The organism is Rhizobium sp. LC145, assembly GCF_001005825.1.
Classification (GTDB): Bacteria; Pseudomonadota; Alphaproteobacteria; order Rhizobiales; family Rhizobiaceae; genus Neorhizobium.
The window spans coordinates 374,093-385,674 of record NZ_LBHV01000004.1; the positions used below are offsets into that span (position 1 = coordinate 374,093).

11 protein-coding genes are annotated in these 11,582 nt (G+C 61.8%); 2 read left to right on the forward strand and 9 right to left on the reverse strand.

The annotated features are described in order from the left end of the window. Positions 1-5 precede the first annotated feature (5 nt). The 9 genes from YH62_RS13340 to YH62_RS13380 form a co-directional block, all read right to left on the reverse strand. Positions 6-1,028 (reverse strand): LLM class flavin-dependent oxidoreductase, encoded by a 1,023-nt coding sequence (locus tag YH62_RS13340; RefSeq protein ID WP_046794697.1) that lies wholly within the window; start codon positions 1,026-1,028, stop codon positions 6-8. Between the two features lie 152 nt (positions 1,029-1,180). Then, on the reverse strand, positions 1,181-1,585 hold the full coding sequence (locus YH62_RS13345; protein WP_046794698.1) for a PIN domain-containing protein: 405 nt from the start codon (positions 1,583-1,585) through the stop codon (positions 1,181-1,183). Beyond that, positions 1,575-1,805 carry an AbrB/MazE/SpoVT family DNA-binding domain-containing protein gene (locus YH62_RS13350; RefSeq protein WP_046794699.1) on the reverse strand — a complete coding sequence of 77 codons (231 nt, stop codon included), beginning with the start codon at positions 1,803-1,805 and terminating at the stop codon, positions 1,575-1,577. The genes YH62_RS13345 and YH62_RS13350 overlap by 11 nt, the downstream gene beginning before the upstream one ends. Before the next feature lie 107 nt (positions 1,806-1,912). Beyond that, complete coding sequence (locus YH62_RS13355) at positions 1,913-3,313, reverse strand: NAD(P)(+) transhydrogenase (Re/Si-specific) subunit beta (protein ID WP_046794700.1); 1,401 nt, start codon at positions 3,311-3,313, stop codon at positions 1,913-1,915. Positions 3,314-3,329: 16 nt separating this feature from the next. Beyond that, entirely contained in the window at positions 3,330-3,749 is a 420-nt protein-coding gene (locus YH62_RS13360; protein ID WP_046794701.1) for an NAD(P) transhydrogenase subunit alpha, read from the reverse strand. Beyond that, positions 3,749-5,053 (reverse strand): Re/Si-specific NAD(P)(+) transhydrogenase subunit alpha, encoded by a 1,305-nt coding sequence (locus tag YH62_RS13365; RefSeq protein ID WP_046794702.1) that lies wholly within the window; start codon positions 5,051-5,053, stop codon positions 3,749-3,751. The genes YH62_RS13360 and YH62_RS13365 overlap by 1 nt, the downstream gene beginning before the upstream one ends. Positions 5,054-5,137: 84 nt before the next feature. Then, on the reverse strand, positions 5,138-5,362 hold the full coding sequence (locus tag YH62_RS13370; protein WP_046794703.1) for an aa3-type cytochrome c oxidase subunit IV: 225 nt from the start codon (positions 5,360-5,362) through the stop codon (positions 5,138-5,140). A 215-nt stretch (positions 5,363-5,577) separates the two neighbouring features. Further along, entirely contained in the window at positions 5,578-6,336 is a 759-nt protein-coding gene (locus YH62_RS13375) for a hypothetical protein (protein WP_046794704.1), read from the reverse strand. Between the two features lie 178 nt (positions 6,337-6,514). Beyond that, on the reverse strand, positions 6,515-8,836 hold the full coding sequence (locus YH62_RS13380) for an EAL domain-containing protein (RefSeq protein ID WP_156176945.1): 2,322 nt from the start codon (positions 8,834-8,836) through the stop codon (positions 6,515-6,517). 288 nt (positions 8,837-9,124) lie between these two features. Here YH62_RS13380 and YH62_RS13385 point away from each other — a divergent pair, with 288 nt between their 5' ends. Continuing rightward, complete coding sequence (locus YH62_RS13385; protein ID WP_046794705.1) at positions 9,125-9,664, forward strand: TRAP transporter small permease subunit; 540 nt, start codon at positions 9,125-9,127, stop codon at positions 9,662-9,664. A gap of 29 nt (positions 9,665-9,693) precedes the next feature. Beyond that, on the forward strand, positions 9,694-11,199 hold the full coding sequence (locus YH62_RS13390) for a TRAP transporter large permease subunit (RefSeq protein ID WP_046794706.1): 1,506 nt from the start codon (positions 9,694-9,696) through the stop codon (positions 11,197-11,199). The last annotated feature ends 383 nt before the right edge of the window (positions 11,200-11,582 follow it).

Genomic DNA, 11,582 nt, shown 5'->3' on the forward strand with positions numbered 1-11,582 from the left:
CCGGATCAGCGCCAGCCGAGAGCCGGCGCGACATGCTTCAGGATCGCCTCGATGACATGGGCGTTGTACTCGACGCCGAGCTGGTTGGGCACGGTCAGGAGCAGCGTATCGGCCTCGGCAATCGCCTCGTCCTGCCTCAACTGCTCGATCAGCACATCCGGCTCTGCGGCATAGCTGCGACCGAAGATCGCCCGCGTCTTCGCATCGATGAAGCCGATCGAATCGTCCTCCTTGCCGCCACCGCCGAAATAGGCGCGGTCCCGGTCATCCACCAGCGCGAAGATGCTGCGGCTGACCGAAACGCGCGGGGTCCGCGCATGTCCCGCCTCTTTCCAGGCCTCGCGATAGGCGCGGATCTGCTGCGCCTGCTGGATATGGAAGGCTTCGCCGGTCTCGTCGTCCTTGAGCGTCGAGCTCTGAAGGTTCATGCCGAGCTTCGCGGCCCAGACAGCCGTGGCGTTGGAGCTTGCACCCCACCAGATTCGGTCCCTGAGACCCTCAGAATACGGCTCGAGACGCAGCAGTCCCGGAGGATTGGGAAACATCGGCCGCGGATTGGGTTGCGCGAAGCCCTCGCCGCGCAGCACGTCGAGGAAAACCTCCCCATGCCGCCGGCCCATATCGGCGTCGCTTTGCCCCTCGGCCGGCTGGTAGCCGAAATACCGCCACCCGTCGATCACCTGCTCGGGAGAGCCTCGGCTGATGCCGAGCTGCAGGCGTCCGCCGGCAATCAGGTCCGCCGCGCCGGCATCTTCCGCCATGTAGAGCGGGTTTTCGTAGCGCATGTCGATGACGGCCGTGCCGATCTCGATGCGGCTCGTCTTCGCACCGACCGCCGCCAGCAGCGGAAAGGGCGAGGCAAGCTGCCTTGCAAAGTGGTGGACGCGGAAATAGGCGCCGTCCGCCCCGAGTTCCTCGGCCGCGACGGCAAGGTCGATCGACTGAAGCAGGGTGTCGGAGGCCGAACGCGTCTGCGATTGCGGCGAGGGCGTCCAATGCCCGAATGAAAGGAAACCGATCTTTTTCATGGGTCGCTCCGGAAGGGTGTGCGAAAGGATTGTTGCCCCTTACATGGCATGTCCCGCGGCTATCCGTTAGCCCGCCCCTACCGCATTTGCCGAAACGGATTGTTCGTCGATGCTGAACGATGGCTCGGAACGAGGCTGCGGAAACTGCACGATCACGCGAAGCGCTTCAGCGGATTGAAGACCGTAAGCCCATTGATGGCCATACCGTCCTGAAGGTCTTCGGAAAACAGCACGTCGCATTCGCCGGACAAAGCCGCAGCGACGATCATCGCATCATATACGGATAGCTGGTAGCGCGCCGCCAATAGCAATCCCTCGTCGTGAACGGCCGCCGTGAGAGGCAGAACATCAAGCACTCCGCGAATCGTCGCAAGAAAGGATTGGACCTCGTCCCATGAAAACCCCAGCTTTCGCCAGGCGACATGCGCGAACTCGTTCAGCACCTGCACGCTGATCGATCCGCCCATTGCCACAGCCCGTTCGGCGGCATCCGCCTTGGCGGGATCGCCCGAGGCGAGATAGATCAGAACGTTCGTATCATGGAAATTACCGGGCATTTGCCTCTTCGCGATCGAACACGAAATCCTCGGGCAGGCGTCCACGGAATTTTCTCAGCCGCTCGAGCAGTTCCCGGCGGGTCGGCTTGCGTGCCACCTCGAATTCCAGCGTATCGACCGCGCGGATCTGGATATCGTCGCCTTCCTTGAGGTCGAGCGCCTCCACGACCGACGCGGGCAAGCGGACGGCAAGACTGTTACCCCATTTCGAAACCTGCATGGCGCCACCTGGATAAACGTTCTCGATAACGTATATCTAGCATGCCTTGCATCCACGAAAAAGCCCGGCATTGCCGGGCTCTATTCGCTATTCGCTATTCGCTACTCTCAATGCTTCATCGCCTTGACGATGTCCTCGGTCATCTTCTTGGCGTCGCCGAGCAGCATCATCGTGCCGTCCTTGTAGAACAGCGTGTTGTCGATGCCGGCATAGCCGGAACCGAGCGAGCGCTTGACGAAGAGGCAGGTCTTGGCCTTGTCCACATCGAGGATCGGCATGCCGTAGATCGGCGAGGTCTTGTCGTCGCGCGCCGCCGGATTGGTCACGTCGTTGGCGCCGATGACATAGGCGACGTCGGCCTGCGCGAACTCGGCATTGATGTCTTCCAGCTCGAAGACCTCGTCATAAGGCACGTTCGCTTCCGCGAGCAGCACGTTCATGTGGCCGGGCATGCGGCCGGCGACCGGGTGGATCGCATATTTCACCTCGACGCCGTGTTCCTTCAGCGTATCGGCAAGCTCTCTGAGCGCGTGCTGCGCCTGGGCCACCGCCATGCCGTAGCCCGGCACGATGATGACCTTTTCGGCGTTCTGCATCAGGAAGGCCGCGTCGTCGGCCGAGCCCTGCTTCACCGTCTTGTCGGAATTGTCCGCCCCCGCGCCACCGCCATTGTCGGTGCCGAAGCCACCGAGGATGACGGAGATGAAGGAGCGGTTCATGCCCTTGCACATGATGTAGGAGAGGATCGCACCCGAAGAGCCGACCAGCGCGCCGGTGATGATCAGCGCCAGGTTGCCGAGCGTGAAGCCGATGCCGGCAGCAGCCCAGCCGGAATAGGAGTTCAGCATCGACACCACGACCGGCATGTCGGCGCCGCCGATCGGAACGATGATGAGCACGCCGAGGATCAGCGCCAAAAGCACCACCAGCCAGAAATCGAAATGGCTTTCGGTCTGCACGAGACCGACCATGAAGACGACGATCAGCACCAGGAGGCCGATATTGATGAAATGCCGGTAAGGCAGCATGATCGGCTTGCCGGACATGCGCCCGTCGAGCTTCAGGAAGGCGATGACTGAGCCGGTGAAGGTGATGGCGCCGATCGCCGCGCCGAGCGCCAGTTCGATGAGTGCCTGGCCGTGGATCGCACCGATTTCGCCGATACCGAAGGAATCCGGCGCATAGAGAGCCGCGGCCGCCACCATGACGGCGGCAAAGCCGACCAGCGAGTGGAAGCCGGCGACGAGCTGCGGCATCGCCGTCATCGGAATGGTGCGGGCGATATAGGCCCCTGCCCCGCCACCGATGGCGAGCGCCAGCACGATCAGCAGGAGGCCGCCGAAGCTCGGGGTGGCCAGGAGCAGCGTCGTGCCGATGGCAATCCCCATGCCCACCATGCCGTAGACATTGCCCTTGCGGCTGGTGGTCGGGTGAGAAAGGCCGCGGAGCGCCATGATGAACAGCACGCCGGAGACGAGATAGAGGAAGGCTGCGAGGTTCTGCGACATGTTTCTTCAGAACCCCTCAGCGATCTTTTTTCTTGTACATGGCAAGCATCCGGCTGGTCACCAGGAAGCCGCCGAAGATGTTCACCGAGACGAGCACCAGCGCGATGAAGCCGAAACCGGTGGCAAGCCCGCTCGCCGCAACACCGACCGCCAGCAACGCGCCGACGACGATGACCGAGGAGATGGCGTTGGTGACGGCCATCAGCGGCGTATGCAACGCCGGCGTCACCGACCAGACGACGTAGTAGCCGACGAAGATCGACAGCACGAAGATCGCCAGACGGAAGACGAAGGGATCGATCGCCCCGCCCGAAACGCCGTGCGCCGCGGCACCGACCGCATCGGCGACGGCGGGGGCCTGCTCGGCAGCGCTCCTGACAGCCGAAACCGCCTGGTCGAGACCTTCCAGCGCCTTGTTCATGATTTCATTCGCCATCAAAGCCCCTCCTTCTTCGCGGCATCGTCTTTCGCCGGTTTCCGGCGCGACCGGACGGCTTTTTCCACCGGCGCGGCGTCCGCCGAAACAGGCTTGGACTTGCTCGGCGCGGCTTTCTTGGGCTTGGCCGGCTTAGGCTTGGCCGGCATGGCGGGCTCCCCGGCAAATGCCGCGGCAGCCGCCTCGAAGGTCGGATGCACCACCTTGCCGCCATGGGTCAGCAGGGTCGCCCTGACGAGTTCGTCCTCGGCGTTGATCGAAAACTCCTTCGTCTGCTTGTCCACGAAGGTTTCCAGGAAGGCGAAGAGGTTGCGGGCATAGAGCGCCGAGGCGGAGGCGGCGACGCGTCCGGAAACATTCGCATAGCCGATGACGGTGACGCCCTCGACCGTTGCGATCCCGCCCTTTTGCGAGCCCTCGATATTGCCGCCGCGCTCGACGGCGAGATCGACGGCGACCGAGCCCGGCTTCATGGAGGAGAGCATGGTGCGCGTCACGAGGCGGGGTGCGGGCCGGCCGGGAATCAGCGCCGTGGTGATGACGATGTCCTGCTTGGCGATATGATCTGCCACCAGCGCGGCCTGCTTCGCTTGATAGGCTTCCGACATCGGCTTGGCATAGCCGGCCGCGGTTTCGGCCGCCTTGAACTCGTCGTCCTCGACCGCGATGAACTTCGCGCCGAGCGAGGCGACCTGCTCCTTGGCGGCGGGGCGCACATCGGTTGCGGAAACGACCGCGCCTAGGCGGCGGGCGGTGGCGATCGCCTGCAGGCCGGCGACCCCGGCACCCATGACGAAGACCTTTGCGGCGGGAACCGTGCCGGCAGCCGTCATCATCATTGGCATGGCCCGGCCATATTCATGCGCCGCATCGACCACCGCGCGATAGCCGGCGAGGTTCGCCTGGCTAGAGAGCACGTCCATGGACTGCGCGCGGGTGATGCGCGGCATCAGCTCCATGGCGAAGGTGGAAAGTCCCGCCCTGGCCATCTCGGCTAGCGCGGCCTCATTGCCATAGGGGTCCATGCAGGCGAAGACCGCCGCGCCGGATTTATAGGATGAGATTTCGGCCGAAGTCGGCCGGTTGACCTTGAGCACGATATCGGCCGAACCGGCATCCGCGGAGCGCCCGATGCGCGCGCCCGCTGCTTCGTACTCGGCATCGGGAATACCCGACGCCACCCCCGCTCCGCTTTCCACCACGATGGAAAAGCCGAGGCCCGCAAGCCGTTTCACCGTTTCGGCTGAAACGGCGACACGCCGCTCCTCCTGACCTTCGCGGCCGACAAATATCACCTTTGGCAAGAACCTGCCTCCTCCCGGTCAGAATCCCCCTCGGGACGGAGCAGCACTCCGTCCGCTTACCCCCATGCCTCCCCTGCCGCGCGATCAGCGCAGCAGCAGGAAACCGGCGATATTGAGGATGATGAAGAGGATGGTGGCGCCGAGGAAGCCGGCCGCCGTGAAGAAGCCCGCCGCCATGGCGATCAGCAGCACGACGAGCATCATGGTGCCCCACTTGGTGCCTGCAATGAACAGGTCGTAGGTGCTCTCATGCTCCTCGTAGTTCATCGGCGCGCCCGTTTCCACCGGTCCGCTGTGATGATCGTCCATCAATCCGTCTCCTTCAGACAACCGCTCCGCCAAGCCGCGGAAAGGGCGGCTCTTGCGGGCGGAGAAACCCTCGCTACCGTTCCGAATCCTGCCCTCGGACAGGACGGAACGCCCGTTCTGGCCTTACACAAAGCCGCCGCAAAGCGCAATGCCACCTCGGCCCCACATCGGTACGCTTCGCCGCTGCCTGCGCGTCAGGGTCACCGCCTGCGACGTCAGGCCACGTAGGCCATCTCGGGCGAACCCGGACGCACAGCGCGCCGTGCGGTCGGCAGGATGGTGAGCGGCGCGAGATCGAAGCGCGAGGACCGCTCGAACATCATCCGGCGCTCATATGCTTCCGATTGGAAAACGGGGAAGCGCCGCATCAGCTTCTTGCGTATCTCCCGCGTCCGCGAGGCAAGCAAGGTCAGGTCGAAGCCGTAGGTCTTGGTCATGGTGGGCGGCACGACGGTATCCGCGTAGAAGAACCGTTTGTAGAATGCGGCATGCGCCGGCCGGATATGCTGCAGCATGCGATCCGCATCGAAATGGATGGCCGCCATGATGGTCGGTCTGACGGTGAGATAGGGCAAGGTCGAGCGCTCGTTCGCAAACTCGGCGTCGATGGCGAACCGGGCCGGGTCGATCAGGGTCAGGCCGGCATCGAGGAAGGCATTGATCGCATCGGGAAAAATGCCGCTCGACTGGCTGACCCGATGTTCCGGCGTCACGTAATGGACCCGCAACGTGCTGACGAGTTCTTCGTAATAGTAAACACCGAAGACATAGGCGTGGCTGTCGAAGTCTGTTTCGTCCAGCATGCTGCGCGCCGCGACCGGCAGCACGTTATGCGCCTTGTAGGCCTTGTAACGGAGCCGGGCTATATCTTCGAAATCCTCGTTACTTTGGATTCGGCGATATTCGATATGGTCAAGGGTCTCCAGAAGTCTGGACGAGAAACTTCCATCTGTGCTGTTTTGATCTATCCACATCTTGGCAATCCTTGGCTGTTTACCAAGAATTAACCCTACACAGCGCGCCTACCGCAATGCACCAAAGGCAAAGTTTAATAGAATTTTAAGTGTTATGGTTAACAGCGAAGGCCACCCCGGCCCAAAACCCTGGATTGCGCCAGGATACTAGGATCAATCGGCACTCAGCCGATGGTGCTTAGAGTGCGGGTTTGAGACCCTTTGCGGCTACGCCGGGCGGTGCCTGCGGATTTGGCGGGAGAGCCCGGCTTCGAGGCAATTTCCTCGATCGCATCGGCAGGAACGGCGGCGAAAAGACATATCCCTGCACCAGATCGGCAAAATCGTGCTGGTTGATCAGCGCGAGCTGCCCTTCCGTCTCCACCCCCTCGAGGACGACCTTCAAGCCGAGTTCGCGCGACAGGTGGACGATGCCGCTCAAGAGCTTCAGATGCCGCGGCTCTCCTTCGATGTCCTTCACGAAGGCGCGGTCGATCTTGACGATATCCAGCGGCAGGGAATGCAGATAGCTGAGGCTGGAAAAACCCGTTCCGAAGTCGTCGATCGCGATCGTGACGCCCTTCGCCCGGAAAAGGTTGAGTATGGCGCTGACGGCAACCGGCTCGTTCATGAAGCAGCTCTCGGTCACCTCCAAGTGAAGCCTCGAAGGCTCCAGCCCGTATTTCGAGAGCACATCCGCCGCATAGGCGACGAGATCGGAATTCTGCAGATCGTGTATCGAAAGATTGACGGAGACCGGTATCGGCCTCTTCCAGGAGGCGCAATCGCGGCAGGCCTGCTCGATGACGAACCGCGTGATCTGCGAGACGAGCGCCATGTCCTCGGCCAGCGGAATGAAGACGTTCGGGCCAATCAGCCCTTTCTCGGGATGCTTCCAGCGGACCAGCGCCTCGAAGCATTCGACCTGCGAACCATCCGGCCGGTACATCGGCTGATAGACGACGTAGAGGCCGCGATCCTCGATCGCCTGACGCAGATCGGCCCTGAGCTTCTGCTCCTCGACATAGCGGGCATCCATCTCCTCGCGGAAGAACGTGAGCGTTCCGTTGCCCCTGGATTTCGCATCGTTGAGGGCAAGGTCGGCCCTGATCTGCCAGTTCTCCATATCGAAGCCGCCGGCTCCATCGATGACGCAGCCGCCGTTCATCGACACGGTGAGGCGCAGGTCTCCGATCGGATAACTTCCCTGGATCCTGGCATGGAGGTCCCTGATGCGCTGCTCGAGGGCGGCGCGATCGGCGCCCCCCATGATCAACAGCACGAACTCGTCGCCGATGAGACGGCCCGCCACGACGTCGTCTCCTGCAAGTGCCGCCATGCGCATGCCGATGAAGGCCAGCAGCCGGTCGCCCACCACGTGGCCGCGCATGTCGTTGACATGCTTGAACCCGTCGACATCGAGAACGAGGAGGGCCGCAAGAGCGTTTTCATCAATGGTCTGGAGTTTTCCGGTTGCCAGTTCGCTGAAGTAACCGCGGTTCGGCAGGGCCGTCAGCGCGTCGAAACGGACCATGTGCAGGATCTTCTCCTCGGTCGCCACGCGCGCGCTCACATCCTCGAAGATGAGAACGACGCCGCCATCGGAGCGATGGCTGGCGGAGAATTCCAGATGGCGGCCGTCACCGAACTGCAGCAGCGCACGGCGCTGCGCTCCCTCGGCAAGACGCGCCACCTGCCACATGATGGCCTCGGACGGCGCAACGGCTGCCTCCCGCTGCAGCACCGTCACCAGATCGCGATCCTTCACCTCGGCGACCGGATCGAGATGGAGAAGGTCGCGCGCCTGGCGGTTGATCACTTCGATCTTGCCATCGCCGTCGAGCATGACCAGGCCATGCGCCATGGTCTTGAGAGCGGTATCGAAGCGCCCGGCTATGACCGTGATGTCGCGGGTCGCAATGACGTTCTCATAAAGGAAGTCCCGAACGCCCATGGCCATGGAGCGCGTCGTCAGACCGAAGGGAATGAGCAGCAGCGACATCAGCGCCAAATGCAGCTGGCCCGAGAGAAGGCAGGCGCCCATGATCGGCAGACAGCATGCCATCGTCTGGTAATCGACGGCATGGCGCGAACCGTAATTGCGCCCCACGATCGACATCATGGAACCCAGCGTCATCGCAATACAGGTGAAGGCGGCGAACGTGTTCTGAAGAACGAGCAGCGCATAGCCGCTGGCGATGCCGAGCAAGAGGGCGGTCAATGCCGCCCCGACGACATAACCGCATTCGACCTTGGCGATCTCCCGGCGAGACAAGGATTGCTTGTCCATCTTGTCGAATTTCGCAAAGCCGACCATGCGGTAGGCGAAGACCGCCATGAAACTTGCGGCCATGGCAAGATAGAATACGGAACCGGTACTGCTGAATACGATGAAGCACCAGACGACATGGACGACCACGCCGGTCACAAGCGTACCGCGATTTCCGAACAGCGAACTGACGAACGACAGATAGACATCTGTCGGCAACGTCTTCGCTTCCATCTGCTTCATCGGGCTCATCCCTAATTCCGCGGCGAACAGTGAAGAAAACACTTTAAAATTTGCTTGTCGGGCCTGATTTTTCCCCATAGCGATCTAGGGGTTCGCCGGAATATGCTTAACAAACTTTCAATGAAATCGGTAAACTTTAAAGCTCTCTCCACGATGTAAGGCAAGCGGCACTGGACGATCAGCCGTGTAGAACCTGAAAACACCCCGCCAATAACCGCTTTTCTTTTCAGAAGCGTTGGTTTACATCGCCTCCAAGGCGGTCGGGAGAAAAAGGAGCCGCCGGGAGAATGGGAGCATATGTCGGCACTTCTGAAGTTCAGTGCTCTGATCGATCGCGTCAGTGAGGTCATCGGAAGGTTTTCGGGATACCTCGTTCTGGCCTGCTGCATGATCAGCGCCGGCAACGCCTGCGTTCGCTATCTTTTCAACTATAGTTCGAACGGCTGGCTCGAAATACAATGGTATTTGTTCGCGTTCATCGTGCTTCTCGGCGCCTCTCACACGCTGAGACTCAATGAACATGTGCGCGTCGACCTCATCTACGGCGCAGTCTCCGACCGCGTCCGGCTTTGGATCGACATTCTCGGCCTCGTCATCTTCCTGATCCCCGCCTGCCTCTATCTCGCCTGGCTGTCCTGGCCCTTCTTCACCGTTTCCTATGCCCAGGGCGAGATGTCGTCGAACGCCGGCGGCCTCATACGCTGGCCAGTCAAGCTCATCATCGTCTCCGGTTTTGCCCTGCTCGCGCTTCAGGGGCTCTCGGAACTGGTGAAGCGGATCGCCGGCCTGAGAGGCCTGCTCCGGGTCGACACCACCTACGAAAAGCCGCTTCAATAAAATCAATGCTTCGGGGGGAATAAGCGCGCATGTTCGAATACGGCATAATGCCGCCGGCAATGTTCCTGGGCATGATCATCTTCATGCTCTACGGCTTCCCGGTCGCCTTCTCGCTATCGGCCGTCGGCCTCTTCTTCGGCCTGCTCGGCATCGCCACCGGCCACTTCGAATTCGCCTTCCTGCAGGCGCTTCCGCTGCGCATCTTCGGCATCGTCTCCAACGACCTCCTGCTCGCCATCCCCTTCTTCACCTTCATGGGCGCGATACTCGAGCGCTGCGGTCTCGCCGAGGACCTGCTGGAAGGAACCGGCAAGCTCTTCGGCGCCATTCCGGGCGGCCTCGCCTATGCGGTGATCCTGGTCGGCGCCATCCTCGGGGCGATCACCGGCACTGTCGCGGCATCCGTCATCACCATGGGCGTGATCTCGCTGCCGATTATGCTGAAATACGGCTACAGCCCGCGGCTTGCCACAGGCGTCATCGCCGCCTCCGGAACGATTACCCAGGTCATCCCGCCCTCTCTCGTGCTGATCGTGCTCGCCGACCAGCTCGGCCGCTCGGTCGGCGACATGTATCTCGGAGCGATCGGCCCCTCGATCCTGCAGGTCGTCATCTTCATGCTCTTCATCCTCGGCCTGTCGATCTTCCGGCCGAAGGACGTGCCGCCCCTTCCGCCGGAAGCGCGCGGCGAGCTGAACATGGCGCTCGTTGCCCGTGTGCTGTGGGGCATGATCCCCTCGATCGTACTGATCTTCCTCGTGCTCGGCACCATCTTCATGGGATTGGCGACCCCGACCGAAGCCGGCGCGCTCGGCGTCGTCGGCGCCATGGTGCTGGCCGCTCTGCACCGTCGCCTCACCTGGGACCTCGTCCGACAGGGCATGCACTCGACCATGACGATCACCTCCATGGTGGTCTTCATCCTGGTCGGCGCCACCTGCTTCAGCCTCGTCTTCCAGGGCATGGATGGCGGTCACTGGATCGAATACCTGCTGTCGCACGTGCCCGGCGGCGCGATCGGCTTCCTGATCTTCGTCAACATCTTCATCTTCTTCCTGGCCTTCTTCCTCGATTTCTTCGAGATCGCCTTCATCGTGCTGCCGCTCCTGGCGCCCATCGCGCAATCGCTCGGCATCGACCTGATCTGGTTCGGCGTCTTGCTCTGCATCAACATGCAGACGAGCTTCATGCATCCGCCTTTCGGCTTTGCGCTGTTCTACCTGCGCTCGATCGCCCCGAAGACGGTCAAGACCAAGGATATCTATCTCGGCGCCATCCCGTGGCTCGGCATGCAGCTCATCCTCGTCGCGATCGTCATTTTCTGGCCGGAGTCTGTGACCTACTGGCTGGATAAGGCGGCCGATGTGGACCTCAATACGATCAAGATCGAGATCCCTGGCTTCGGCTCGGGCGGTGGAGGAAACCAGATGCCGAATTTCGGCCTGCCGCCGATGGAGGGAGCACCCGGCCAGCCCGCGCCGCCCAGCCAGCCGGCCATGCCGAATTTCGGGGAGCCGCCACAGATCAATCCTTGAGGATCAGGCATCGCTTGTCAGTTGCAAGGTGAAGGCTTATATTCGTGGAGTGGAGTGGAGGGCAGGGCGGCAACCCTACCCTCCGTTTGCTACTAAGTTCGGAATTGGAATCGGACGGAAACTGACCAGCCCGTCCGATTTCTCCTAACCCACAGCGTAATGCTCAGTGGTTTCCACATCGCACTACCTCCAGTTCGAGAGCAAGGCTCTTGCCTGAGTCGGTGAAGCCCGTCTTCACCGATGCTCCGGCTGGTCGCGGAGCGCGCTGCTTTAGCTCTCGATCCTGCGACAATACAGAAACGGTTGCAGTTGTCGAGCTGGCACAACCAGGCGCGTCGGACAACGAAAAACCCCGGATCTTTCGAGCCGGGGTTCATTGAAAG

What these genes read in the sequence shown, in the direction of transcription:
- YH62_RS13340 (WP_046794697.1), bottom strand. Translation starts at nt 1,028, where the DNA reads ATGAAAAAGATCGGTTTCCTTTCATTCGGGCATTGGACGCCCTCGCCG.
- YH62_RS13345 (WP_046794698.1), bottom strand. Translation starts at nt 1,585, where the DNA reads ATGCCCGGTAATTTCCATGATACGAACGTTCTGATCTATCTCGCCTCG.
- YH62_RS13350 (WP_046794699.1), bottom strand. Translation starts at nt 1,805, where the DNA reads ATGCAGGTTTCGAAATGGGGTAACAGTCTTGCCGTCCGCTTGCCCGCG.
- YH62_RS13355 (WP_046794700.1), bottom strand. Translation starts at nt 3,313, where the DNA reads ATGTCGCAGAACCTCGCAGCCTTCCTCTATCTCGTCTCCGGCGTGCTG.
- YH62_RS13360 (WP_046794701.1), bottom strand. Translation starts at nt 3,749, where the DNA reads ATGGCGAATGAAATCATGAACAAGGCGCTGGAAGGTCTCGACCAGGCG.
- YH62_RS13370 (WP_046794703.1), bottom strand. Translation starts at nt 5,362, where the DNA reads ATGGACGATCATCACAGCGGACCGGTGGAAACGGGCGCGCCGATGAAC.
- YH62_RS13375 (WP_046794704.1), bottom strand. Translation starts at nt 6,336, where the DNA reads ATGTGGATAGATCAAAACAGCACAGATGGAAGTTTCTCGTCCAGACTT.
- YH62_RS13380 (WP_156176945.1), bottom strand. Translation starts at nt 8,836, where the DNA reads ATGAGCCCGATGAAGCAGATGGAAGCGAAGACGTTGCCGACAGATGTC.
- YH62_RS13385 (WP_046794705.1), top strand. Translation starts at nt 9,125, where the DNA reads ATGTCGGCACTTCTGAAGTTCAGTGCTCTGATCGATCGCGTCAGTGAG.
- YH62_RS13390 (WP_046794706.1), top strand. Translation starts at nt 9,694, where the DNA reads ATGTTCGAATACGGCATAATGCCGCCGGCAATGTTCCTGGGCATGATC.